The sequence below is a fragment of the Streptomyces sp. NPDC003691 genome (assembly GCF_053981115.1).
Genome location: NZ_JBSFNQ010000065.1, coordinates 1 through 25,237, shown reverse-complemented (window position 1 = coordinate 25,237; position 25,237 = coordinate 1). Strand labels below are relative to the sequence as shown.

Annotated in this window: 19 protein-coding genes; 6 read left to right on the top strand and 13 right to left on the bottom strand. The window is 73.1% G+C overall.

The features are described from left to right. Positions 1-69: 69 nt before the first annotated feature. Together ACWDR0_RS25630 and ACWDR0_RS25625 are read left to right on the top strand one after the other, a co-directional pair. Entirely contained in the window at positions 70-573 is a 504-nt protein-coding gene (locus tag ACWDR0_RS25630; RefSeq protein ID WP_456354115.1) for a DUF4365 domain-containing protein, read from the top strand. A gap of 1 nt (position 574) precedes the next feature. Beyond that, positions 575-1,738, top strand: a complete 1,164-nt coding sequence (locus ACWDR0_RS25625) for a hypothetical protein (protein WP_456354114.1) — start codon at positions 575-577, stop codon at positions 1,736-1,738. 75 nt (positions 1,739-1,813) lie between these two features. Here ACWDR0_RS25625 and ACWDR0_RS25620 read toward each other — a convergent pair whose 3' ends face one another. From ACWDR0_RS25620 to ACWDR0_RS25610, 3 genes are all read right to left on the bottom strand, one after another. Next, positions 1,814-3,727, bottom strand: coding sequence for an ATP-dependent nuclease (locus tag ACWDR0_RS25620; protein ID WP_456354113.1), 1,914 nt, complete (start codon positions 3,725-3,727; stop codon positions 1,814-1,816). A 772-nt stretch (positions 3,728-4,499) separates the two neighbouring features. Next, entirely contained in the window at positions 4,500-5,660 is a 1,161-nt protein-coding gene (gene mycP / locus ACWDR0_RS25615) for a type VII secretion-associated serine protease mycosin (RefSeq protein WP_456354131.1), read from the bottom strand. A 296-nt stretch (positions 5,661-5,956) separates the two neighbouring features. Further along, the gene (locus ACWDR0_RS25610) at positions 5,957-6,835 is read right to left on the bottom strand and encodes a hypothetical protein (protein WP_456354112.1); all 879 of its coding nucleotides are present in this window, start codon (positions 6,833-6,835) and stop codon (positions 5,957-5,959) included. 2,168 nt (positions 6,836-9,003) lie between these two features. On the opposite strand from ACWDR0_RS25610, the gene ACWDR0_RS25605 reads away from it, so the two are divergent. Then, the gene (locus ACWDR0_RS25605) at positions 9,004-10,206 is read left to right on the top strand and encodes an amino acid deaminase/aldolase (RefSeq protein ID WP_456354111.1); all 1,203 of its coding nucleotides are present in this window, start codon (positions 9,004-9,006) and stop codon (positions 10,204-10,206) included. Between the two features lie 18 nt (positions 10,207-10,224). Here the strand turns inward: ACWDR0_RS25605 and ACWDR0_RS25600 are convergent, their stop codons facing one another. The 3 genes from ACWDR0_RS25600 to ACWDR0_RS25590 form a co-directional block, all read right to left on the bottom strand. Further along, on the bottom strand, positions 10,225-11,016 hold the full coding sequence (locus tag ACWDR0_RS25600) for a 3-oxoacyl-ACP reductase (protein WP_456354110.1): 792 nt from the start codon (positions 11,014-11,016) through the stop codon (positions 10,225-10,227). 4 nt (positions 11,017-11,020) lie between these two features. Continuing rightward, positions 11,021-12,388 carry an aldehyde dehydrogenase family protein gene (locus tag ACWDR0_RS25595; protein WP_456354109.1) on the bottom strand — a complete coding sequence of 456 codons (1,368 nt, stop codon included), beginning with the start codon at positions 12,386-12,388 and terminating at the stop codon, positions 11,021-11,023. 231 nt (positions 12,389-12,619) lie between these two features. Continuing rightward, positions 12,620-13,984, bottom strand: a complete 1,365-nt coding sequence (locus ACWDR0_RS25590; RefSeq protein ID WP_456354108.1) for a glutamine synthetase family protein — start codon at positions 13,982-13,984, stop codon at positions 12,620-12,622. A gap of 78 nt (positions 13,985-14,062) precedes the next feature. On the opposite strand from ACWDR0_RS25590, the gene ACWDR0_RS25585 reads away from it, so the two are divergent. The 3 genes from ACWDR0_RS25585 to ACWDR0_RS25575 all read left to right on the top strand — a co-directional run bounded on the left by ACWDR0_RS25585 (position 14,063) and on the right by ACWDR0_RS25575 (position 17,335). Further along, complete coding sequence (locus tag ACWDR0_RS25585) at positions 14,063-14,815, top strand: FadR/GntR family transcriptional regulator (protein ID WP_456354107.1); 753 nt, start codon at positions 14,063-14,065, stop codon at positions 14,813-14,815. A 203-nt stretch (positions 14,816-15,018) separates the two neighbouring features. Continuing rightward, positions 15,019-16,551 carry an ethanolamine permease gene (gene eat, locus ACWDR0_RS25580; RefSeq protein WP_456354106.1) on the top strand — a complete coding sequence of 511 codons (1,533 nt, stop codon included), beginning with the start codon at positions 15,019-15,021 and terminating at the stop codon, positions 16,549-16,551. A 94-nt stretch (positions 16,552-16,645) separates the two neighbouring features. Further along, complete coding sequence (locus ACWDR0_RS25575; RefSeq protein WP_456354105.1) at positions 16,646-17,335, top strand: gamma-glutamyl-gamma-aminobutyrate hydrolase family protein; 690 nt, start codon at positions 16,646-16,648, stop codon at positions 17,333-17,335. A gap of 36 nt (positions 17,336-17,371) precedes the next feature. Here ACWDR0_RS25575 and ACWDR0_RS25570 read toward each other — a convergent pair whose 3' ends face one another. The 7 genes from ACWDR0_RS25570 to ACWDR0_RS25540 form a co-directional block, all read right to left on the bottom strand. Continuing rightward, positions 17,372-18,238 (bottom strand): ABC transporter ATP-binding protein, encoded by an 867-nt coding sequence (locus ACWDR0_RS25570; protein WP_456354104.1) that lies wholly within the window; start codon positions 18,236-18,238, stop codon positions 17,372-17,374. Then, complete coding sequence (locus ACWDR0_RS25565; protein ID WP_456354103.1) at positions 18,235-19,101, bottom strand: ATP-binding cassette domain-containing protein; 867 nt, start codon at positions 19,099-19,101, stop codon at positions 18,235-18,237. Before ACWDR0_RS25565 ends, ACWDR0_RS25570 begins: the two co-directional genes overlap by 4 nt. After that, positions 19,098-19,955, bottom strand: coding sequence for an ABC transporter permease (locus ACWDR0_RS25560; protein ID WP_456354102.1), 858 nt, complete (start codon positions 19,953-19,955; stop codon positions 19,098-19,100). Before ACWDR0_RS25560 ends, ACWDR0_RS25565 begins: the two co-directional genes overlap by 4 nt. Then, positions 19,952-20,917: an ABC transporter permease gene (locus tag ACWDR0_RS25555; protein ID WP_456354101.1), complete on the bottom strand. Its 966-nt coding sequence runs from the start codon at positions 20,915-20,917 to the stop codon at positions 19,952-19,954. The genes ACWDR0_RS25560 and ACWDR0_RS25555 overlap by 4 nt, the downstream gene beginning before the upstream one ends. An 8-nt stretch (positions 20,918-20,925) precedes the next feature. Continuing rightward, on the bottom strand, positions 20,926-22,443 hold the full coding sequence (locus ACWDR0_RS25550; protein WP_456354100.1) for an ABC transporter substrate-binding protein: 1,518 nt from the start codon (positions 22,441-22,443) through the stop codon (positions 20,926-20,928). 39 nt (positions 22,444-22,482) lie between these two features. Next, positions 22,483-23,223 carry a DUF1684 domain-containing protein gene (locus ACWDR0_RS25545; protein WP_456354099.1) on the bottom strand — a complete coding sequence of 247 codons (741 nt, stop codon included), beginning with the start codon at positions 23,221-23,223 and terminating at the stop codon, positions 22,483-22,485. A gap of 265 nt (positions 23,224-23,488) precedes the next feature. Then, on the bottom strand, positions 23,489-24,448 hold the full coding sequence (locus ACWDR0_RS25540) for a LysR family transcriptional regulator (RefSeq protein WP_456354098.1): 960 nt from the start codon (positions 24,446-24,448) through the stop codon (positions 23,489-23,491). Positions 24,449-25,237 lie beyond the last annotated feature (789 nt).

The window sequence follows — 25,237 nt, the reverse complement described above, 5'->3', positions numbered from 1 at the left end:
CTCGACGCCCTGTTTCCAGACGCTCCGCACGCATCTATCCTCGCGATCAGGCTGCGGGGAGGGGCACACGTGACCGGGGAAGCGACAAGCTGGCAGAAGGAACAGATCAGCCGCGCGTACGTGCACGCCCTCGCCTCCCAGGGCGGGTACACAGTGGGGGATTGGAACGTCGACAAGGACGGGGTGGATGTCACGCTCCGGGACCGCGGCCTCATGGTCGACTTCCAACTCAAGTGCACGCAGAGCCCACGCGCCGTTCGCGGTGGATACAGTTTCGACCTGGACATCGAGACCTACGACAAGCTGCGCAGCAGGGAACGCTCGGCGCCCGGGCACCTGGTTCTCCTTGTGGTGCCGCCCAATCTGGAACTCTGGGTCACCCAGCACCCTGATTCCGTCGTTCTCGCCTGCCACGGGTACTGGGCCTGCCTGCACGGCAGGGAGCCCGTAAACAGCCGCGCCACCACTGCGATCGGCCTCCCGGAGGAACAGCAACTCACCGTGAAGTCGATGCAGTCCATGTTCGACATGGCGCGAAGCATCCTCCTCGTCGGCAGCTCGGTGGTGAACTGACGTGGTCACCGACGAACTCCCCTTCGGGCCGGCTGAGATCCGCAGTTACCTCAAAGTGACAGGTTGGTCCACGGTGTCCGGCGGTGACATCGCGGAACTCTGGCGCCTTCCCGGTCCCACCGAGGAAGTCATCCTCGTCCCCATGAAGCCGGGCGCCCCGGACTTCACCAAACGGGCTCATATGCTCGTCGCGGATCTCTCTCGGATCGGCGGTGTGGACACTCGAACCGTGACGGACTCCATCAGCTCCGTCTTCCACGACGTGACCGATCTCAGAGCCTCCCACCCGTCCATTCGTGACGGGTCGATCCCTCTGGACGCCGGCTTCGAGCTCTTCCAATCGGCAAAACGGCTGCGAGTGGCCTCGGCCGCGGCAACCCTGCGTAGGCAGGGTCATTTCCGGAGCTTCCCAGTCCGTGCCAGAGAACAGGCTCGGGACGTAAGGCTCGGTCAGACCCGTAAAGGGTCGTACATCGTGCCCATCATCAGCCAGGCCCGGTCCCCCATGGACGTGTACGAACGGGGCCAAGACCAGATCGATGTCGAGATCGAGGAGACGCTGTTCGACCGGCGCGTCACCGCCACGATGTCCCGAGCGCTGGGCGTTCTGGAGGAGATGGCAGAGGCAGACCGCGTCCCCACGCCCAGTGAGATCACCGACTCGATCGGGGAAGGTGTCTCATACGAACTGTGCCAGGCCCTGTCGAAAGTCGTAAACAGCAAGGCGGTCGACAGCCTGGACGTCACTTTCAACTGGTCTCGGGTTGCGTCGGCACCCCCTGGGACCCCTCGTGAGGTCGAGTTCAACCACGACGCTATCGCCGTCGTGGAGCGGGTAGCCGACCAACTCAAGACAAGCGTCTACAGCCGCGAGAACGTGATCTACGGCCTGGTAACCGACCTCAGTCGGCACCCGGACGACGAGACTGGGCGCGTCGGCGTCCAAGCCCTTATCCAGCGCCGCAGTCGCACCGTGTGGATAGATCTGCCCGATACCGCCTACCACGAGGCGGTCCACTGCCACGACGCTGGCATTCCGGTCCGCGTCCGTGGCGTCCTGACGAGCCCGCCCGGAGGGACTGCGTCCATGACGGTCACCGACTTCGGCCCAGACCCGTCCCTGGGAGGTGCCCCCGACACAACCCTGAACACACAGGCCCACTGACGTGGCTGGAGCAACCTCTTTCCCTGAGCATATCCCGGGTTCGTCTTCCCTCGTGCAAAGGCCGAGCCTGAGGGCTCATACCATCGCCTTAACGTTCTCCAGCAGTGCCTGGATGAGGAACGGCGGTGCGGTCGCCGCAGTTCGGGCCGCTGTGCGATACGTTGCCGCGTTCTTGTCTCCGAAGCCCTCCCCCTCGTCGATCAGCTCTTTTCTCCGCGCGCCCCATGCTGGCCAGTACTCCGCCAGGTAGGTCTCCAGGTCACGCTCAAAGACCGTGTAGCGGGCTGCGGACTCGTCAACCGGGCGCAGCGAACGCGGTGCGCCCAGATACCCGAGAAGATTGGCGTTCTTCGCGCAGGTGCGCTGTGCTTCCTGTTGCGCCTTCAGCTCCTGAGCCTTGCGTTGCTCGGGCAACAAGTTCTGCACGGACTGCAGCTTCTCTTCCTCCTTGTGGGCATCGCCGTCGAACAGCACGTGACACTGCACACCCAAGGCACTGAAGATCGCGTGGGCGATCATCATGTTGTCCTTGCCGCCGACCGCGACGATGCTGATTCCGTTGGCGCCGAGGTTCACGCCCACGCGCTCCGCGCACCCGTTGAGGACAGCCTCGTCACCCGTCCCCTCAACCAGCACGACGCTTCGGGCGAAGAACCCCTCCGCAAACGCAGTGGTCAGCTGCCCTGCAATGCGCCGTCGGACCGTGTCTGCGTCCACCAGCCCGTCCAGGGTCCGGCACAGTTCATCCTCGGTCGCCTGCCAGACCTCGGTCGCAGGATGCTCCTGATCGGACGCTCGGCACAGGCGCCGAATCTGGTGATAGCCGGTCGGATCGATGAATACGGGACTGTGGGTGGCGTACATCACCTGGGTACGCCCTGCGGGCGATGCAGACACGAGCTCGCGCAAGACAGCTGCGAAGGTGCGGGCCTGAGGAGGGTGCTGGAACAGCTCGGGCTCCTCAATGGCCAGGCAGAAGGTTCGTGTCCCGCCCTCGGGCTGGCGACGGTCCGCCAGGAACTTCAGCGCGGCGATGATGAGCGCACGCTGGAACCCGTGCCCCTGCCGATGGACCGAGGTCTCGGCCGCACCGTCGCGGATCGTCACGCTGAAGGCGGTCCGGGCGGGCCTCGGCGGGTGCACAACGGGAGTGACCACCACACGGCGGCCGGTAGTGAACTTCTCCACCTCCGAGGAGAGCGCGGAGGAAAGTTCATCGAGGACTGGGCCGTACACCTCAGCGTGGATCTTCTCACGTGCTAGATGTGCACTCTCCTCGACTTGACCGAGCTGCTCGTTCGCGCCCGTCCGGTCCACCGCATGATCGAGGATGCGGCCAAGCGCCGTAGCTTTCTGGTCGTCCGCCTCTTCATAGGCCCGCAGATCGGCAGAGACGAACACGAAGTCGATCAACTGTGCCAACACGCTCTGGCCCGCGAAACCGAAGAAGTGCGTGTCCTCAACCTCGGACTCGGTGAGCCGCTCGCGATTCGCGAGCTCCCACGCCCTCATCGCCTCTTCCGCTGCCGGCGCACTACCGACCTTGGGTAGCCCGAGGCTCGGGTCGCCCTCCAACAGTTCGTTGTACGCCTTCCGCAACGGGGTCGCCTTCTGGTGACGTCGCACCTCCTCGAAGGGCGCGTACGCGAGGGCCTTGCCCGTGATCTTGTCGTCGCCGTCCTGCCACGTCCGCCAGATGCTCACCGACTTGACGCCTTCGGGTGCGTACCGTCCGAGCGTCGCACGGTCGCGGTCGGTGAGGCCGTCGAACTCGACCTCCACCGAGATGCGCCCGCCTTCCGCTGCCGAATGCACGTCGTTCGTGCTGAGCGCGACAGACTTCTCCCCGTTGAAGAACCAGTCCAGGGCTCGCAGCACCGTGGACTTCCCAACGCCTGTCGGGCCGATGAAGCAGGTCGTTCCTTCGAAAGAGACATCGACCTTCTGTAGGCAGCAGAAGTTCTCGACGCGCACACGCTTGATCTTCACAGTCATCCTGAAAGCACGTTCCGAAAGGGGCGGTTGATCCCCAAGTGACCTCTGAGATGCTAGCCCCCGGATGGATGATCAGCAGATCGTTTTCACGATGGGATTGGTGTCGACGATCGAATCGGGACGCAAATTCGATACCCGTTCAAGATTCCGTTCCCGAGGCCCGTGAATGCACTCGCTCTACGCCTCAACCCGTCGACCGACTGTCCGGACCACGCCCTGGTGACCGCTCTCAGTTCCATCAGCACTTGCGCGCACCGAAGCACCAACGTCGAGTGATGGTGGGGGCAGCTCCATGCGAACGCTGCCGGACACTCCCTCCTGGCCTGAAACACTCCGGCAAGATTTGGCTGTTTCTGTGCGGCCAGGCCCACAACAAGGAATCGCAGAGCATCCCGCATCGACATCACAGAGCAGATGCGTGGCCGCCTTGAGAACGGAGCGCTCCGGAACGGATCCAGCACACATCAGGCTGAGAAAACGCGCGAAAATACGAGAACTACGGAGAGGGGTTTCCCCAGGCCAGATACCCAAAAGCCCACATTTCCGCAGGTCACAGCCTCGCCCCGAGAAGTCTCAGGGCTCAGGGCTCAGGGCTCAGGGCTCAGAGGATGGTTCACGCCCGAAGCGGGGGCGGGGCCTCTCCCCGCCCGTGAGCCTGGGAGACGGTTCGCGCCCGCGGTCCGGGAGGTGCCGTGAGCCCGAGGTCCGAGTGGCCGAAGGACCGCAGGCCCGGGTGGCCGTCCCCGGGGGGCGGTCCGGCGGTGGTTCAGGCTCCGGTACGGGGGCGGCCGCCGCGCCACAGCACGACCGCGAGCGCGAGCACCACCGCGCCCCCGCCGCCGACCAGCGGCGCCAGCCAGTTGGAGGGGGTCTCGTCGGGCTTCCGCGGCTGCGGCCCCTTGCCGAAGTACGGCTTGGCGTAACCCGCCGTCGCGGTCTTCGGGTCCCGGGGGGTCAGGTCCTTGCCCGCCTCGATGGCCGCCGCCGGGTCGACCGTGCCGTAGCCGAGGGAATCGTCCCGGCCGGAGTCGGGGCGGTCCCGGGCGGTATCGACGAGGAGCCGCTTGACCTGGGCGGGCGTCAGACCGGGGTGGGCGGAGCGGACCAGGGCGGCGGCGCCGGAGACGAACGCGGCCGCGGCACTGGTGCCCCAGCCCTCGTAGTACTTGCGGTCCGGGTCCGGTATCACGATGTCGACACCGGGCGCGCTGACGGTGGCGTACCACCGGCGGGTGGAGAAGGAGGCCCGGCCGCCGAAGCGGTCGACGGCCGTGACGGCGATGACGCCGGGATAGGCGGCGGGGTACGAGATCCGGTCGCCCTTCTCGCCGCCGTTGCCCGCGGAGGCGACGACGACGGCGCCCTTGGCGAGGGCGTACTGGACGGCGGCGTCCTCGCCCGGCTCGGGGTGCGCGGACTCGCTGTCGTCGCCGAGGGAGAGGTTGATGATGTCGGCGCCCTGGTCGGCGGCCCAGCGGATGCCCTGGGCCAGGGCGGTGCCCCGGGTCTTGCGGGCCTTCTCGCGGGCGTTGTCGCCGCCTTCGAGGATCACGCGGACGGGCAGGATCTTCGCCTCGGGGGCGATGCCGATGACCCCGGACTCGTTGTTCCAGCCCCGGCCGTGGGCGGCGATGATCCCGGCCATCGCGGTGCCGTGGCGGGCCCAGGCCCGGTCGCCGCGTACGGCGCCGAAGCCGATGAGGTCCTTGCCGGGCAGCACATTGTGCTTGAGGTCGGGGTGCTGGTCGTCGACGCCGGTGTCGAGGACGGCGACGGTGATCCCCTCGCCCTTGGTGGTACGCCACGCCTCGTCGGTGTTGAGGGCGTCGAGGCCCCACTGCTGGACCCGTATGCCGTCGGCGCGGGCGGGTACGGCGGGCAGCAGCGCGAACGCGGTGGCGGCGGCCAGCGCGGCGGTGCGGTGCAGCCGCCGGGTGCGGACCGCCGCTGCCGTACGGCTCCGCCGCGCGGGCCGGGAGACCCGGGCGGCCCCCGGGGCGCGGAGGGCGGTGGAGCCGGGGGCGGCGGGACCGGATGCGGCCGGGGTGCCGGGGACAGCGGGACCGGGCGTACCCGGGACACCGGCGGGGGCCACGGCCGCGGACCCGGAGGCGCAGGCGGCGGCCGCGGGAACGGAGGTTCCCCGGGCCGCGGGAACGGGAGTGTGCGAGGTGCTCCGGGCCGCGGGCGTACGGCGGTTCGCTCCGGAGGCGGGGGAAGGGGTCACTCGGGGGCCTCCGTCGGAGGGTGGAGCGCCGACCGGAAAGCGCGCTCGGCTCCCGCCGCGAGGCCCGACGCCTCGTGGCCGAGCCCGGCCTGGGCGACCGGGGATGTCGACTTGGCGTCCCGGGCGGCGGTGACCGGCTCCGGGCCCGCGACGGCCCGGCCGTCCGCGAAGCCGGACACGGCGTACACCACGACGGGCGCGTCGGGGAGCACCTTGAGCGACCAGCTCGCCCGCTGCGCGGCCCCGAAGCGTTCGGCGACGGTGCCCCGGGCGGGAAAGGCGCGGGGCAGCAGATCGGGGCGCTCGTCGAGGCTCTGGGTGTCGACTCGCTGGGCGAGGGTCGCCATATCGTGCTCGTCGGCTCCGGTGAAGACCATGCCGACGGTGGTCACATGGGTCGAGGTGGCGTCGGTGTAGGTGGCCCGGACGACCCGGACGCAGCCGGTCTTCGCCAGGGCGGCGGTCAGTCCGGGGTCGAGGGCGGTGGCGCAGTCGGTGTCCGGCGCCACGGCGATCCGGGTCCAGACGCGGTCGGCCTTGCCGGGACCGGCTTTGAGACCGCGGATCGTCGGGGGGAAGAGCCGGCCGACGGGCGCGGTGTGCCAGAGCGCCTGCGCGCGGTCGTACGCGGACTCCTCGGCGGAGCCGCCGCCGGTCCCGCCGGTGAGCGCGGTGGCGGTGACCGCGCCGCCGATCAGCCCGAGTCCGAGTACGGCGCAGACCGCGGCGAGGACGGTCCGTACCGGCCGCCGGGCGGGCACGGGCCGCAGCCGGGCGGTGATCTCCGCGTACTCCTCAAGAGGCAGCGGCAGTGACGGGGGCGCGTGCGGCGGGAGTACGGGGCCGGACCGGGCGGCCGGTTGCTCGGGCGGCAACGGCCCGGCGGCCGGCGGCCGTACGCCGGGAGCCGGGGGCGGCGCGGCGGGCCGCTCGGGTACGACGGAGGCCCGCCCGGCACTCGCGCCGGTTCGCTCCGCGGGGCCACCGGGAATCGTGCCCGCCCCGGTACCGGTTCGCTCCGCGGGGCCGCCGGGAGCGAGGTCCGCCCGGGCACCCGCGCCGGGCCGCGCGGGCCCGCCGGGCGCCCCGGTGGAACCCGGTGCCCGCCCGCCCGCGTGCGGGCCCCCAGCCGGAGCCGTGCCCGGCCGCCGGGGCGGGGCAGGGGGCGCGGGGGTACTCGCGGTCGCGCCGACGGCTGGGGCGGAGCCGGCAGCAGCAGGGGAACCGGCCGGGCGCTGCGGCATCGCGGAACCACCCGCACGAGAGCCGCCACCCGGAGCGGGGCGGCCCGCCGGAGCCGTGCCCGGCCGCCGGGGCACGGGGGTACCCGTGGCTGTGTCGGCGACCGGGGCAGGGCCCCCGGCAACCGGTGCGGCGGGCACCGACCCGCTCTGCCGGGAACCCCCGGGCGCCCCGGCGGGAGCCACCGATCCGGCGGCGCTCTGCGCACTCCCCGCGGACCCGCCCCGACCGGCAACACCCGGCGCACCGGCCGGACGTGCCGGAGTGCCGGGCGCGTCTTCGCGAGGGGGCGCAGCCGTGGGGCCCTCGGCGCCCCGGGGTCCGGCGGAGGAAGCGGAATCGGCGGGAACGGAGGGGGGTGCGGGCGCGGCGGGGGCGGCCGAAGGCCCAGAGGGTCCGGGGGCGGCGGGCGGTTCCCGGTGCGGGGCCGGCGGGCGGGGCGCCGGTGCGGGCGGCACCGGGTGTTCGCCCGGCTCGCTGTCGTCGCCGCTCCCGCTCCGCGCCGGGCGGAAGGGGCGGGCGTCCGGGGCGGCCGGAGGCCGGGCCGGGCCGTCGGCCGGATTCCCGTCCGGCCGGGGCGCGGCCGGAGGGGGGACGGCGGGCTCCCGGCCGGGCGCGCCGGAAGGGCGTGCGTCCGGCGCGGATCCGCTCGCCGGAGGTGTGCCCGGCGGGTCCTGGGAGGCGTCGGCCGCGCCGGTGATCCCGGGGTGGCCGGTGCCGCCGCCGGGTGCCCGTATGACGGTCCGTCCGCCCGTGACGGCCGCCGGGGGGATCCGGAGCTGGGCCGTCGCGGTGTCCCGTGCGGCACGGCCGCCCCCGGTCCCGGGGGTGGTGGCGCCCGGCTGCCGCGCGAGGCCGGGAGCCGTACTCCGGCACTCGGCCCCGGCAGCGCTGTCATGTGGTGGTGGGCTTCCGGTCGGCCCGGACGGTCGTGTCTCCGCGGCGGTCCCGGCGGCGCCCTCCCGTGCCTCCGCAGCGGCAGTGCGCGGGCCCCGCGCACCGGACGCCGTACCGCGTCCGGTGGCCCGTGCACCCGTACCGGTGACCGGTACGGCATCCCGCCCGGCGGCCGGAGCGTCCGTACCCGGCACGGCACCGGACGCGGACGGCGCCACGGCCTCCCGGACGCCCGCGGCGCCCGTACCCTGCGCGGCACCCGCGCCCCGTACCGCAGCCGCCCCGCCCGGCGGGGTACCCGGCGCGGACGGCCCCGCACCCTCCCGGACATCCGCCGCACCCGGGCCCGCGCCCGGCGCGGCGCCGTTGTGCGGATCCGCGGCCGGGGGGAACGTCGCCGGGCCCGCCGCGGGCAGCGCCGGGGCAGGGGCCGGGGGACGTGACGCGGGCCTGCCCGGGGTTCCGGCGGTGGCGGGCGGCGGGGACGTCCGGAGGCGGCGGGTCGCCGTGGTGTCCGCCGGGGGCGGGACCCGGACCCGCAGGGGGCGGGTGGGTTCGTCGCGGCGGGGCGACGGGACGGGCGGGCGGCGGGCCGACGGGTCGGTCGGGGCTCCCGAGGGGCCCGTGGGTGCCGCCGGGGGCAGCAGGGCATCCGTGATGCGGGAGCGCGGCGGAGTGTCCTCGGCGCGGCCGGGCGGGCTCGGTGTTTCCGTACTCATGGAGCCCCCCGTGTCCCGATGTTCCCTGCGCCGTCGGATCGCCCCTCGCAGCATGCTTGTTCGTCTCCGCGCCTGCGTCACTCTACGGGGTGGCGGGAGCCCCGAGGCACCGGGCGCCGACTCCGCCCGGATCTGCCCCGATCCTCCCCCTACCCATCGGTAATCCGGTCTGGCAGGCTCTGGCCATGACTCACCGTGCCGCCGACCGGGCCCGGTACGACCGGGCCACCGCCCGCCTCGACGCGCCCTTCGCGGTCGTGGACCTGGCGGCGTTCGACGCCAATGCCGCGGATCTGGTCCGGCGGGCCGGCGGCAAGCCGGTACGGGTCGCCAGCAAGTCCGTGCGCTGCCGGGCGCTGCTGGAGCGGGCCCTTGCGCAGGAAGGTTTCGCCGGGGTCATGTCGTTCACGCTCGCGGAGTCCCTCCTGCTGGCGCGGGCCGGGTTCCCGGACGTACTGCTGGCCTATCCGTCGGTGGACCGGGCGTCCTTCGGGCGGCTCGCCGGAGATCCGAAGGCGGCGGCCGCCGTGACGGTGATGGTCGACGACCCGGCGCAGCTGGAGCTGATCGACCGGGCCCGGGACGGCGGCCGGGAGGAGATCCGGGTCTGTCTGGAGCTGGACACCGCGCTGCGGCTGCTCGGCGGCCGGGTCCGGGTCGGGGCCCGCCGCTCCCCGCGGCACACTCCGGAGCAGTTGGCCGCACTGGCCGGGGCGGTGGCCCGGCGGCCGGGGTTCCGGCTGGTCGGTCTGATGGCGTACGAAGGGCATATCGCGGGGGTCGCGGACGCGGTGGCGGGGAGTCCGCTGCGGGCCCGGGGGATCCGGCTGATGCAGCGGGCGGCCCGCCGCCAGCTCGCCGCGCTGCGGGCGGAGTCCGTACGGGCGGTCCGTGCGGTCGTCCCCGGGCTGGAGTTCGTCAACGGCGGCGGGACCGGCAGTGTGGAGGGCACGGCCGCCGAGGACGCGGTGACGGAGGTCGCGGCCGGTTCGGGGCTCTTCGTGCCCGGTCTCTTCGACCACTACCGGTCGTTCTCGGGGCGCCCGGCGGCGCTCTTCGCGCTGCCGGTGGTGCGCAGGCCCGGAGTGGGGGCGGTGACGGTGCTCGGCGGGGGCTATCCGGCCTCGGGGGCCGCGGGCCGGGACCGGCTGCCGGTGCCGTATCTCCCGGAAGGGCTGCGGTACGACCCGGTGGAGGGCGCGGGCGAGGTGCAGACCCCGCTGCTCGGCGCCCCGGCGGACGATCTGCTGATCGGGGACCGGGTGTGGTTCCGGCATGCCAAGGCCGGGGAGCTGTGCGAGCGGTTCGGGGAGCTGCATCTGATAGCCGGGGACCGGGTGGTGGACACCGTACCGACGTACCGGGGCGAGGGCCTGACCTTTCTGTGACCCCCGCCCCCGGGGCGGCTACAGCGGGGTGACGTACGCCCCCGAGATCCCGCCGTCGACCAGGAAGTCCGTCGCGTTGACGAAGGAGGAGTCGTCACTGGCGAGGAAGGCGACGGCGGCCGCGATCTCGTCGGCCTCGGCGAACCGGCCGACGGGGATATGGACGAGCCGGCGCGCGGCGCGCTCGGGGTCCTTGGCGAACAGCTCCCGGAGCAGCGGGGTGTTCACCGGCCCGGGGCAGAGCGCGTTGACCCGGATGCCCTCCCGGGCGAACTGGACGCCCAGTTCGCGGGACATGGCAAGGACGCCGCCCTTGGACGCGGTGTAGGAGATCTGGGAGGTCGCGGCTCCCATGATCGCCACGAAGGAGGCGGTGTTGATGATGGAACCGCGGCCCTGGCGCTGCATATAGGGGATGGCGGCCTTGCAGCACAGATAGACGGAGGTGAGGTTCACGTCCTGGACCCGCTTCCACGCCTCCAGGCCCGTGGTGAGGATGGAGTCGTCGTCCGGGGGGGAGATGCCCGCGTTGTTGAAGGCGACGTCCACCGAGCCGTAGGTGTCGTACGCGGCCTTGAACAGGGCTTCGACCTGCTCGGGGTCGGTGACGTCGACCCGGACGAAGAGGCCGCCGGTCTCGTCGGCGGCGGCCTTGCCCGCGGTCTCGTCGATATCGCCGCAGACGACGTGTGCGCCCTCGGACGCGAGGCGGCGGGCGGTGGCCAGGCCGATACCGCTGCCCGCGCCGGTGACGACGGCGGTCCGGCCCACCAGCCGGCGGCAGACGTGCTGGCTCTGGGATTCGGTCATGGGGTCAGTCCTCCGTGCTGATGAAGACGTTCTTGGTCTCGGTGAAGGCGGTGAGGGCGTCGGGGCCGAGTTCCCGGCCGAGGCCGGACTGCCGGTAGCCCCCGAACGGGGTCCAGTAGCGGACGCTGGAGTGGGAGTTGACGGAGAGGTTGCCCGCGCGGACGGCGCGCGAGACCCGGACGGCGCGGCCGACGTCCCGGGTCCACAGGGAGCCGGAGAGGCCGTACTCGGTGTCGTTGGCCAGCCGGATCGCGTCCGCCTCGTCCTCGAAGGGGAGGACGGCGGCGACGGGTCCGAAGATCTCGTCGCGGACGGCGGGGTCGTCGGGCGACAGCCCGGTGAGGACGGTCGGCGGGAACCAGAAGCCGGGGCCGTCGGGGGCGGTGCCGCGGATACCGGGCAGGCCGGCGGGGGCGTAGGAGCGGACCCGGTCCAGCTGGGCCCGGGAGATCAGCGGTCCCATCTGTACGGTCTCGTCGGCCGGGTCGCCGACGGTGACGGCCCGGACGGCGGGCGCGAGCAGCTCCAGGAAGCGGTCGTACACGGAGCGCTGGACGAGGATCCGGGTCCGGGCGCAGCAGTCCTGGCCGCTGTTGTCGAGGAAGGACATCGGGGTGGCGGCGACGGCGGCGTCCAGATCGGCGTCCGCGAAGACGATGTTCGGGCTCTTGCCGCCGAGTTCGAGGGTGACGCGTTTGACCGTGGCGGCGCAGCGGGCCATGACCTCCTTGCCGACCCGGCCCGATCCGGTGAAGACGATCTTCGCGATACCGGGGTGGTCGACCAGGGCCGCGCCGGTGACGGCGCCCGAGCCGGGCAGTACCTGGAAGAGGTGTTCGGGCAGCCCGGCCTCCAGGGCGAGTCCGGCGAGCCGCAGCGCGGTGAGGGGGGTGGTCTCGGCCGGTTTGAGGAGGACCGCGTTCCCGGCGGCGAGGGCGGGTGCGGTGCCCCAGGCGGCGATGGGCATCGGGAAGTTCCAGGGGGCGATCACCCCGACGACGCCGAGGGGTTCGAGGAAGGTGATGTCGAGTCCGCCGGGGACGGGGATCTGGCGTCCGCTGAGCCGCTCCACTCCCCCGGCGCTGTATTCGAGGAGGTCGCGGACGTTCCCGGCCTCCCAGCGGGCGTTGCCGATGAGATGCCCGGCTTCGAGGACCTCCAGCCGGGCGAGTTCTTCGAGGTGGTCGTCGACGGCCGCGGCGAAGCGGCGGAGCAGCCGGGCCCGGTCGGCGGGCGCCGCGGCGGCCCAGCCGCGCTGCGCGGCCGCGGCGCGGGTGACGGCCTCGGCTACCCCGGCGGGCGGGACCGCGGCGACCTGCTCGACGACGGCGCCGGTGGCGGGGTTGAGGACCTCGTGGTACTCGGGGTGCAAGGCGTTCCTTTCCTTACGGGCGGGTGACCCGCCGGTCCTTACGGGCGGGTGGCCCGCCGGCCGTGGCGGAGGGCGGTCCGGGCCGGTGGCCCCGGCGTCCGGACCGGAGTCCGGTGGGCCCCCGGGGCCGGGCCCCGGGAGGCCCGGCCGAACCCGGTGGGCCGGTCGCGACGCCGCAGGCCGGTGGGCCCGGGGCCCGGCGCCGGATGCGCCGCCCGCGGGTCGGCCGCCTCAGTGGCGCTCGAAGGAGCGGCGCCGCTCCCAGTCGGTGACGGCGGCCTCGTACGCGGCGAGTTCGACCCGGGCCATGTTCAGGTAGTGGGCCACGACCTCGTCGCCGAAGGCCGCCTTGGCGACGGGGCTGGTCTCCCAGAGTTCGGCGGCCTCGCGCAGGGTGGTGGGGACCCGGGCGTGCCCGGCGGCGTACGCGCTGCCCGCGCAGGGTTCGGGCAGCTCCAGCTCCTGTTCCACCCCGTACAGTCCGGCGGCGACCATGCCGGCGACGGCGAGGTACGGATTGACGTCCCCGCCGGGGAGCCGGTTCTCGAAGCGCAGCGAACGGCCCCGGCCGACGACCCGCAGCGCGCAGGTGCGGTTGTCGTATCCCCAGGCGACGGCGGTGGGCGCGAAGGTGCCGGGCTGGAAGCGCTTGTAGGAGTTGATGTTGGGCGCGTAGAGCAGGCTGAAGTCACGGAGCGCGGCGAGCTGTCCGGCGAGGAAGTGCCGCATCACGGGGGAAGTGCCGCCGGGGCCGTTCCCGGCCATGACATTGGTGCCGTCGGCGTCGGCGAGGGAGAGATGGATATGGCAGGAGTTGCCCTCGCGCTCGTTGTACTTGGCCATGAAGGTGAGGGAGACGCCCTCCTGGGCGGCGATCTCCTTGGCGCCGGTCTTGTAGACGGCGTGCTGGTCGCAGGTGGTGAGGGCCTCGTCGTAGCGGAAGACGATCTCGTGCTGGCCGGGGTTGCACTCGCCCTTCGCGGACTCCACGGTGAGTCCGGCGGCCGCCATCTCGTTGCGGATGCGGCGCAGCAGCGGTTCGATCCGGCCGGTGCCGAGGACGGAGTAGTCGATGTTGTACTGATTGGCGGGGGTCAGTCCCCGGTAGTCGCGGTCCCAGGCCGCTTCGTAGGTGTCCTTGAAGACGATGAACTCCAGCTCGGTACCGACGTTGGCGGTCCAGCCACGTTCGGCGAGCCGGTCCAGCTGGCGCCGGAGGATCTGGCGCGGGGCGGCGGTGACGGGACCGCCGTCGTGCCAGGCCAGATCGGCGACGAGGAGGGCGGTGCCGGCGTTCCAGGGGACGCGCCGCAGGGTGGCGGTGTCGGGGTGCATGGCGAAGTCGCCGTACCCCTGCTCCCAGGAGGACATGGCATAGCCGTCGACGGTGTTCATCTCGGTGTCGACGGCGAGGAGGTAGTTGCACCCCTCGGTGCCCTGGCCGAGGACCTCGTCCAGGAAGAAGGGGGCGGCGAACCGCTTGCCCTGGAGACGTCCCTGCATATCGGGGAAGGCGAGCACCACGGTGTCGATATCACCGCCCGCCACCAGGGAGCGCAGCTCCGCCAGGGCGAGCGGGGGTGTGCGGTCTGCCACGGATTCGCGCCTCCTCGGGTCGGCCGGGAGCCATAAGGTATTGCTGAAGACCATTGCTTGGGAAGAGGGAACGGCGACGTGGCGAAGACGAGCGGTGCGGACGGGGCCGCGGACCCGGCGGAGGCGGACCGGCTGACGGCCGTGCTGCGGCCGGTGCGCGCGGGCAACGGCTTCGAGGAGGCGCTGGAGCAGATACTCCAGCTGCTGCGGCTCGGCCTGGTGCCCGCCGGGGAGCGGCTGCCCGCGGAGCGCGAGCTGGCCGACCGGATGGGGATCAGCCGGGTGACGCTGCGCGAGGTGCTCAAGGTCCTCACGGAGCAGCGGCTGGTGGAGAGCCGGCGGGGCCGGTACGGCGGCACCTTCGTGCTGCCGCGGCCGGAGGCGTACGGCGAGGACGAACTGCGGCGCCGGCTGGCGGGCGCCGACGTCGAGGACACCCTGCGCTTCCGGGAGGTGCTGGAGGTCGGCGCGGCGGGGCTGTGCGCGGCGCACGGTCTGACGGAGGAGGGCGCGGGGCGGCTGCGGGCGGCGCTGGCGGCGACGCACGACGCGCCGCTCGCCGAGTACCGCCGCCGGGACACCCTGCTCCATCTCACCCTGGCCGAGCTGTCCGGCTCGCCGTCGCTGGCCGGGGCGTACGCGGGGGTCCGGGCGGGCGTGAACGAGCTGCTGGACTGCATTCCGATCCTGGTCCGGAATCTGGAGCACTCGCAGCAGCAGCACACCGAGGTGGTCGCGGCGGTGCTGGCGGGGGACGCGGACCGGGCGCGGGAGGCGATGCGGGAACACTGCGGGGGGACGGCGGCGCTGCTGCGGGGCTTTCTCGCCTGACCGGGGCCGGGGCCTGGACGGGGACCGGAGCCGGGGGTTCGGGAGCGGGGGCCGACCGGAAGCGGGGCAGCGGCCGGAGCCGGGCAGGAACCGGAGCCGGGACCGGGCGCCGGGACCGGAAGTTCCGCGCGGGGGCTTGCGCCGGTCCCGCCCGTACCGCAAAGGTGTCGCCCTCAACCTTTAGCGGCGGGAGGGATCCAGCCATGGCCGAAGACACCACCCGGACCAACCCTCAACCCGAACCGGCGATCCCCGGACAGTCTCCCCCCGACGACGGCTATCTCAGCCGCCGGATGCTGCGCCGCGGCAGCGCCGGCTGGCTGCTGCTGACCGGACTCGGGGTCGCCTATGTCGTCTCCGGCGACTTCTCCGGCTGGAACATCGGCCTCTCCAAGGGCGGTTTCGGCGGTCTGGCGATCGCCACCCTGCTGATGGGTGTGATGTACGCCTGTCTGGTCTTCGCCCTCGCGGAACTCTCCGCGATCCTGCCGACCGCGGGCGGCGGCTACGGTTTCGCCCGGCGGGCGCTGGGCACCTGGGGCGGCTTTCTGACCGGCACCGCGATTCTCATCGAGTACGTCCTCGCGCCGGCCGCGATCTCCATTTTCATCGGGGACTACGTCGAATCCCTCGGCCTCTTCGGCCTGGAGTCGGGCTGGCCGGTCTATCTCGCCTGCTTCGTGGTCTTCATCGGTATCCATCTCTGGGGCGTGGGCGAGGCGCTCCGGTTCAGTCTGGTCGTCACCGCGATCGCGGTGGCCGCCCTGCTGATCTTCGCGCTCGGCGCGTTCACCGAGTTCTCCGCGGACGGGTTGAACGACATCCCGGTCGACGGGGACGCGTTCGGCGCGAACTCGTGGCTGCCGTACGGACTGCTCGGCATCTGGGCGGCGTTCCCCTTCGGGATGTGGTTCTTCCTCGGGGTCGAGGGGGTGCCGCTGGCGGCCGAGGAGGCCAAGGACCCGGTGCGGTCGCTGCCGAAGGCGCTGGCCGTCTCGATGGGCATCCTGGTGCTGCTGGCCCTGCTGACGTTCTTCGCCGCGACCGGGGCACGGGGTTCGGCGGCCATCCAGGAGGCGGGGAACCCGCTGGTGGTGGCGTTGCAGGGGGACGGTGACCCGACCGCGCTCAGCCGCTTCGTCAACTATGCGGGGCTCGCCGGTCTGGTGGCGTCCTTCTTCTCCCTCATCTACGCCGGTTCCCGGCAGTTGTTCGCGCTCTCCCGGGCCGGATATCTGCCGCGGTTCCTCTCCCTGACCAGCCGCCGCCGCTCCCCCTACCTGGGGCTGCTGATCCCGGGCGCCATCGGTTTCGCGCTCGCCGCGTCCACCGGCAACGGCGGCCGGATGCTGAACATCGCGGTCTTCGGGGCGACGATCAGCTATGCGCTGATGGCGCTCTCGCATATCGTGCTGCGGCGCCGCGAACCCGGGCTGCACCGGCCCTACCGCACCCCCGGCGGTACGGCGACCTCCTCCGTCGCCTTCGTCCTCGCGCTCTCCGCGCTGGTGGCGACGTTCCTGGTGGACAAGGAGGCGGCGCTGATCGCCCTGGCCGTCTACGGTGTGGCCCTCGCCTACTTCGCGGTCTACAGCCGTCACCATCTGGTGGCGCGGGCCCCCGAGGAGGAGTTCGCCGCGCTGGCCGAGGCCGAGGCGGAGCTGAACCGCGACCGCAACCAGGACCGGGACCGTAAACAGGACGAGGACCGGGACGGCGAGCGGGATCCGGTCTGACGGCTGCCCCACCCCACCGGCCCGGACATCACCGGCCGCCCTGGCATCAGCGTCCCCGCATATCAACGGCCACCAGCGATACAGAAGGAGCGTCGTGCCCGAGCCCCTGATCGGCGTCACCACCTATCTCGAACCGGCGGCCTGGGGAGTGTGGAACGTACCGGCCGCGGTACTGCCCGCCGCCTACCACACGATGGTCCACCGCGCCGGCGGCCTGGCGGTGCTGCTGCCGCCGGACCCGGACTCCGGCGCGGCACGTTCGGTGGTCGCGCGCCTGGACGGTCTGATCGTCGCGGGCGGCGCGGACGTCGAGCCGGGGCGGTACGGCGCGGAGCCCGACGCCCGGACGGGTCCGCCCGCCCGGGAACGGGACGCCTGGGAGCTGGCCCTGATCGACGCGGCCCTGGACTCGGGCACCCCGCTGCTCGGCATCTGCCGCGGTCTGCAACTGCTGAACGTGGCCCTCGGCGGCACCCTCGTCCAGCACCTCGACGGGCATACGGGCGGCCCGGGCGTCTTCACCCGGCACCGGGTGGTACCGGTGCCGGGAACCCGGTACGGGGCGCTGGCACCGGAGCCCGTGGAGGTCCCCTCGTACCACCATCAGTCCCTGGCCCGGCTGGCCCCGCCGCTGACCGCCTCGGCACACGCCGCCGACGGCACGGTGGAGGCGGCCGAACTCCCCGGCAGCGCCTGGGTGCTGGGCGTCCAGTGGCATCCGGAGGTCTCCGACGACCTGGCGGTCGCCAGGGGCCTGGTGGACGCGGCGGCGGGTCGGGGCTGAACGCCGGAGGCCGCGGGCGGCGGGGCGGCGGGCCCGCTAGAGCCCCGGCACCGCCCGGGCCAGTGACGGGACGCTGGCGACCAGTTCGGCCGTGTACGGATGCTCCGGCGCGCCCAGGACGGACTCCGTCGGGCCGGACTCCACCACCCGGCCGCCTTCCAGTACCGCCGTACGGTCGCAGAGCGACGCCACCACCGACAGGTCGTGCGAGACCATCACCAGCGCCAGCCCGCGCTCCTCGCGGAGCCGGTGCAGCAGGTCGACGACCTTCACCCGGGTGGTCACGTCGAGCGCGCTGACCGGTTCGTCGGCGAGCAACACCCGCGGGTCGCAGACGGTGGCCCGGGCGATCGCGATCCGCTGCCGCTGGCCGCCGGAGAACTCGTGCGGATAGCGTTCCGCGGCCTCCGGATCCAGTCCGACGGCGGTCAGCGCGGCGGCCACCCGGGGCACCGCTTCGCGGCGGTTCGCCAGTCCCAGGGAGCGCAGCGGCTCGGCGACCGTGTCGCCGACCCGGCGGCGCGGGTCCAGGGAGGCGTACGGGTCCTGGAAGACGCACTGCACCCCGGCGCGGAAGCGCCGCATCAGCGCCCGGTCGCGGAGCCGGAGCTGCTCCCCGTCGAACCGGACCGTGCCGGAGGTGGGCGCGGCGAGCCCCAGGAGCAGTTTCAGCAGGGTCGTCTTGCCGGTGCCGGACTCGCCGACGACGGCCAGGCTCTCCCCGGCGCCCACCGTGAGGGAGACCCCGTCGAGGACGGGCCGGCTCCCGGAGCGGTAGGTGTACGACACCCGGTCGGCCGCCAGCAGCGGCCCGGACCCGGCACCGGCCGGAACACCCGTCGCCGTCGCCGGGTCCGCCCCCGTCGCCGACGCCACGTCGGACCCCGTCTCCGTCTCCGTCATCGTGCCGCCCTCCGTCGTTCCAGCGCGTCCTCCAAAGCCCGGGCGCTCGCCACCAGCGCCGCGGTGTACGGATCGCGGGGCGCTCCCACGACCTCCCGTACGCCGCCTTCCTCCACCGCCCGGCCGTCCTTCATGACGACCACCCGGTCGGCGATCCCCGCGACCACGGCCAGATCGTGACTGATGAACAGGAGCGCCATGTTCCGCTCCCGGACGAGGGTGTCGAGCAGGGCCAGCAGTTCGGCCTGGACGGTGACGTCGAGCGCGGTGGTCGGCTCGTCGGCGATCAGCAGGGCGGGGCGGCAGGCGAGCGCCATCGCGAGGGCGACCCGCTGACGCTGGCCGCCGGAGATCTCGTGCGGACGGGAGCGGGCGATCCGCTCCGGGTCGGGCAGCCTCACCTGTTCCAGCGCCTCGGTGACCGCGCTCCGCAGCGCGGCGCCCTTCAGGCCCTGGTGGCGGGCGAGCGGTACGGCGATCTGGCGGCCGACGCGCATCAGCGGGTCGAGCGCGGTGAGCGGCTCCTGGAAGACGACGGCCGCGTCCCGCCCCCGTACCTTGACGAGCTGTTTCTCGGTGGCGCCCAGGATCTCGGTACCGGCGAGCCGGACGCTGCCCCCGGCGGTGAGTCCGCCGGGCAGCAGGCCGAGGACGGCGAGGGAGGTGAGGGATTTGCCGGAGCCGGACTCGCCGATCAGGCCGAGGCGTTCACCGGGGCGGATACCGAAGGAGAGCCCGTCGACGAGGTTCCGTCCGGTCCGGGTGCGGACGGTCAGCCCGCGGACGGCCAGCAGTTCGTCCGTCCCCACCGGTCCGCCGGTCTCCGTCCCCGCAGCCGTCGCCGTCGGGTTGCCGGTGCTCATGCCTGCCTCCCGCGGCTGGTCGGGTCGAGGGTGTCGCGCAGTCCGTCGGCGACGAGGTTGACGCCGACGACGAGGACGACGAGGAGGATGCCGGGCGCGAGGGCGCCCGCGGGCGCGGTGGTGAAGGTGGCCTGGGCCTCCAGCAGCATCCGCCCCCAGGAGGCGTTGGGCGGGGGCGCGCCGAGCCCGAGGTAGGAGAGCCCGGCTTCGGCGAGGACCGCGAGCCCGAACTGGAGCGCGAGGTTGACCACCAGGGTGGGCCAGATATTGGGCAGGACGTGTCCGGCGACGATCCGCGGCCAGGTGGTGCCGGAGGTGCGGGAGGCGGTGATGTAGTCCTGCGCGAGGACGCGTTTGGCGAGGATCCGCACCAGCCGGGCGACGACCGCGCTCTGCGCGATCCCGATGGCGAGGACCGCGGAGCCGAGGCTGCCGGAGCGGGCCGCGACGATGAGCATGGCGAGCAGCAGCGTCGGGAAGGCGATGAGCAGGTCGAGTACGGCGGAGAGGGTGTCGTCCAGCCAGCCCTGGGCGAACGCGGCCAGCAGTCCGAGGACGGTGCCCAGCGAGGCGGCGATCAGGACGGACCCGAGTCCGGCCTGGACGGCGATCACCGCGCCGTTCATGACCTGGGTGAGCAGGTCGCGGCCGAGTTTGTCGGTGCCGAGGAGGTGTTCGCCGCCGGGCGGGGCGAGCCGTCCGCCGGAGGTGTCGTCGGTGGCGTACGGCAGCCAGAACAGGGCGACCAGGGCGAGCAGGACGACGGCTCCGGCGAGTACGGAGCCGGTGATGAGGGTGAGGGAGCGGCGGTGCGGCCGGGCCCCGGCCGCGGCCTTCGGGAGGGTCGTGGTCATCGGCCGCCTCCCGCGGGTCCGCCCCGGAGCCGGGGGTCGACCAGGCGCTGTACGACATCGGCGGCGAAGCCGATCAGCAGCACCGCGAGGGTGGACACGAACAGCACTCCCTGGATGACGGGGTAGTCGTGCTGGCTGATGCCGGTGGTCAGCTGGGAGCCGAGCCCGGGCAGGGCGAAAACGGACTCCACGACCACCGCGCCGAGCAGGGTGGAGGCCAGCTCGATGCCGAGGACGGAGATGACGGGGACGGAGGCGTTGCGCATGCCGTGCCGCCACATCGCGCCGCCGAAGGTGCCGCCGAGGGCCCGGGCGGTGCGCAGATAGTCGCTGCCGAGGACGTCGAGGGCGGCGGAGCGTACGTACCGGATGAGGGAGGCGCTCATCACCAGCGCGACGGTGATGACGGGGAGGGCGAGGGAGCGTACGGCCTCGGCGGGGTCGGCCCACCCGTCGGGCGGGAAGCCGCCCGACGGGAACCAGCGGGCGTTCACCGCGAGGACGGCGACCAGGATCATGCCGAGCCAGAACACCGGCACGGCGATCCCCAGCTGGGAGACCCCGCTGAGCAGGGCCCCGTACCAGGTGTGCCGCCGGTGGGCGGCGACGAAACCGGCGGGTACGGCGACGAGGACGGCCAGCAGGAAGGCGGCGGCGGTCAGCGGCAGGGTCACCTGGAGCCGGGTGGCGATCTCGGGTCCGACGGGCAGCGAGCTGACGAAGGAGTTGCCGAAGTCGCCCCGGAGCAGCTGTCCGGTCCAGTGGGTGAACTGCTCCGGCAGCGGCCGGTCCGAGCCGATCGCCGCGCGGGCGGCGGCGATCTGCTCGTCGGTGGCGCCGACGGCGGTCAGCGCGTTGGCCGGGTCGCCGGGGAGCATCCGCAGCAGGATGAAGAGCACCACGGTCGCCAGCCCCAGCGAGAGCAGGAGCAGGGCGGACCGCCGCAGCAGATAGCGGGCCATCGGGGTCGTCAGCTCTTCTTGATGTTGAAGGCGTGGAACTGGGAGTTCAGGCCGTTGACGGGGTAGCCGGAGACCTTGCTGCTCGCCACCACGATCTGCGGGTAGAGGTAGAGCCACTCGCTGGCCGCCTCCTGGGCGGTGGTGCGGTTGACCTTCTTCAGCAGTTCGGTCTGCCGCTCGGCGGTGGCGGACCGCTCGGCCTCGTCGACCCACTTGGTGACCTGCGGGTTGTTGTAGCCCCAGTAGAAGTCGGGGTTTCCGTACCAGACCAGGTCGCGGTCGTTGACGTGCTCCTGGAGGGTGGCTTCGAAGTCCTTGTTCTTGTAGACCTTCGTGTACCACTCGTCCGGGGTGATGGTGTTGATCTTCACCTTGATGCCGACGTCGGCGAGCTGGGCGGCGATGAAGGTGGCGGCGGTGGGGTGCGGGTCGTAGGACGGGGTCTGGAGGGTGAAGGTGAAGCCGTCGGCGTAGCCCGCCTCGGTGAGCAGCTTCTTCGCCAGCGCCGGGTCGTACGGGTCGGTGCCGGTGAGGTCCTCGTACCAGGGGTCGGTGGGCGGGACCATGGAGCCGATGAGCTTGCCGTGGCCGCCCCAGACGGATTCCAGCAGCTTCTTGTCGTCGACGGCGGCGGCGACCGCCCGCCGGACCCGGACATCGGTGAACGGCTTGGCCTTGTCGTTGAAGGCGAGCAGCAGCTTGGTGGTCGAGTTGCCCTCGGTCACCTTGTACGCGGGGTTGTTCTTGAACCGGTCGAGGGCGTCCGGCGACTGCTGGCTGGTGACCAGGTCGACACCATTGCTGAGCAGGGCGTTGTTCAGGGCGGCCGCGTCCTTGAAGTAGCGGTAGACGACCTTCTTGCCGGCTGCCTCGGTGCCCCAGTAGCCGGTGAAGCGGTCGAGTCCCAGGCTGGAGCCGCGGGTCCACTTGCCCAGCGCGAAGGGTCCGGTGCCGTCGGCCGTGGCCCGGAGGTCCCCGGCGGCGGAGTTCACGATCCACACATAGCCGAGGTTGTAGACGAAGGAGATCGACTTCTGGGAGAGGGTGACCCGGACGGTCTTCGGGTCGGGAGCCTCGACCGTCTTGATGACGGAGAGGTTCTTCTTCCGCGCGGACTGGGAGGCCGGGGCGATCACCCGCTCCAGGCTGTACTTGACGTCGGTACTGGTCAGCTTCTTGCCGCTGTGGAAGGTGACACCGTCGCGGAGGGTGAAGGTGTATGTCAGGCCGTCGGGGCTCACCTGGTGGGAGGCGGCGAGCAGGGGCTCGGTCTTCCCGGTGTCGGTGAGCCGGAACAGGCCCTCGTAGACATTGCCGTGGAGGGCTTCGGTGACGCCCTGGCCACCGCCCCCGGTGTTGTCGAGGTTCTGCGGCTCGTAGAGGGAGCCGATGGTGATGGTCGCGTCGGGGTTGTGCTTCCCGGATCCGGTACCGCCGGCCGGGGCGCCGCCGCAGGCGGTGAGGGCCAGCGAGAGGGCGGCGGCGGTGACGGCGGGCAGGGCGTAGCGGACGCTGCGGGTGCTCATGGAAGGGCTGCGCTTTCGTGCGGTGGTACGGGAGCGGGATCAGTGCTGGGCGGTCGCGCCGCCGCGGCTGACGACACGCTTCTCACCGGCCGTGACGGGCAGGTGGAGGCGGTTCTGCCGCGGCGGCATCGGACAGTTGTACTGATCGGAGAATCCGCAGGGCGGCACGAACGCCCGGTTGAAGTCGAGGCGTACGGAGTCCTCGCCGGTGCGGGTGACGAAGAGGAAGCGTCCGGCGCCGTACGTCCCGTTGTCGCCGGGGGCGCCGTTGGTGGGGTCGCCGAAGACGAGGAGCAGGGTGCCGTCGTCGTCGAAGGCGCTGAGTGTGTAGTCGTGCCCGTCGAGGGTGAGGGTGATGTCGCCGGGGACGGCGAGGTCACGGCTGCCGCCGTTGTCCCGGATGTGCTCGAAGGGGATCCGCCGGGCGCCGGGGACGGGGGTGTAGACCGCGTCGAGAACCCAGGCGGGGTCGTACGGGAAGACCTCGGTGCGCTCGTAGGCGCGGAGCGCGGGGGCGTCGGCGGACCAGAAGCGGAGCCCGTGTTCGGGGGTGCCGCCGACCAGGTCGGTCCGCTCGACCGTGGTGACGGTCGTGCCCTCGGGGGCGGCGGCGCGGGCGGCGGGGAGGTCGGGACGTTCACCTGCGGGCAGCCAGCGGGTCTCCACCAGCGCGAGGTTGCCGGTCGGCGCGGTGACGGACCGGCGCCGCGCGGCGCGCCACGCCTCCCACTCCGCCACGGGGCCGGTGACGGAAGGGACGGGGGCGGCGGGGTGGGACACGGCGGCACTCACTCACTGGGCACGGGGACATCCGGACATAGCGATGCTCGGGGGCCGTTCCGCCCATTCTTCACAGGCGGCGACGTTCAGCCCAAAGCCTGATCTTTATCTTCCATAAGGTGAACTAATGTCAAGTACAACCAGATGGTGAGACGCCGTTCCGGACAGCCGGAGGCCGGTGCATCAGTGCAGGCCAGGGCCGTTTCACCGGCGGCGGGCCGCAGTATCCGCCCCGCCGGGGGCGGTTGAGGGGACCCTCCGGGGTTCACACGGTTGTGACAGTGGACCGGCCGGTGGGCGGCGGGGCGGTGAGGGCCAGCAGTTCCCGGGCCGCCCCGGCGGGCTTCTGCGAACGGCGCCAGACCGCGCGGAGGGCCCGGCGCAGTTCGGTCTCCGCCACCGGGACGACGATCAGCTTCCGGGCGGTCAGCTCCTCCGTGACGGCCAGTTCGCTCAGGACCGCGGGGCCCGCGCCGCTGACGGCCGCCGCCTTCACCGCGGTGGTGGAGGCCAGTTCCAGCAGGGGCGCGGAGAGTCCGCCGGATCCGGCGAGCGCGGCGTCCAGCACCTGCCGGGTGCCGGAGCCGGGCTCCCGCAGGACGAGCGGGGCGGCGGCGAGTTCCGCCGGGGGTACGGGGGTACGGCGCCGGGCCCAGGGATGGCCGGGCGCGGCGACCACCAGCAGCCGGTCCTCGGCGACGGTCACCCCGTCCAGTCCGGCCGGGATCCGCAGCCCCTCGACGAAGCCGAGGTCGGCCTCCCCGGCGCCGAGCCGCTCCGCGACCGCCGCCGAGTTCCCGGCGAACAGCGAGACGGCGGTGCCGGGGCGGCGGGACCGCAGGGCGACCAGCCAGCCCGGCAGGAGGTACTCGGCGATGGTCATCGACGCGGCGATCCGCAGCCGGGAGTCCCGGCGCGACCGCAGCGCCTGGGCCCCCGCGTCGAACGCCTCGGCCGCCTCGACGATCCGGCGGGCCCAGTCGGTGACGAGCACGCCCGCGGGGGTCAGCCGGGAGCCCGTCGGCGACCGGTCGACCAGGGCGACGCCGAGCAGGGTCTCCATGGACCGGAGCCGGCCGCTCGCGGCGGGCTGGCTGATGCCGAGCTCCCTGGCCGCCCGGCCCAGACTGCCGTGCCGGGCGACGGCGAGCAGCAGTTCGAGGGCGCCCAGATCGGGCACCCGGTGCGCCAACGGCACCCGCCCCTCGCTCCCGGTCGCGCTCATACGTCCAGCTTATGGGGTCATCGGGTGAAGACCCCTGGCGGCCCGAACGGCCCGCGGCGACAGTGGCCGCATGGCCACCGCCGCCCGCCGCTCCCCCACCCCCCGGACCACCACCCCGCGCTCCGGCCGCACCGCCGTACCCCCGTCCCCGCCGGACTCGCCGGGCACCGGGACCACCCGGCGCCCCGGGCCGCCCGGCGGGCATGTCCCGGCCACGGTCACCCGGGGCCCGGAGTCACCCGACAGGCCCGGCCCCACCACCACCGCCCCGGTCCCCGGGGCAGCCGCCGGGCCCGTCTCCGCCACCGGCGCGGCGCCGCTCCCCGTCCCCGGACCCGGACAAGGACAAGGACCCGGGCAAGGGCCCGGACCCGCCTCGGCCACCGTCCCCGTCCCCGCGCCGGGACCGGGAACCTCACCCGCCGGGGACGGCGCCGTACCCCCGGCGCGGCACCCGTCCCCGCCCGCCCCCGGCGCGCACCCCGGTCCCGGCCGGCCGGGCGCCCGGCCCGGGGCCTCCCGGGGCCCGGGAGCACCGCGCGTACACGGCCCCGTTCCCGGCCCGGGAACCGCGCCCCCGGGACCGCAGACCTCCGCAGGCGGCCGCTCGGGCTCCGCCGGCCCGGCCGCCGGGCCCCGGACCTCCCGGAGCCGCCGCTCCGGGAGCACCGGCCGTCCGCACCCCGGGGGCCCGGGGCCCCCGGGCCCGCCCCGCCCGGGTGCCGCCCGCCGCCCGCCGCCCCCCGCCGGGTCGTACGACAGCCCTCCGCCGGGTCGTACGACGGCCCC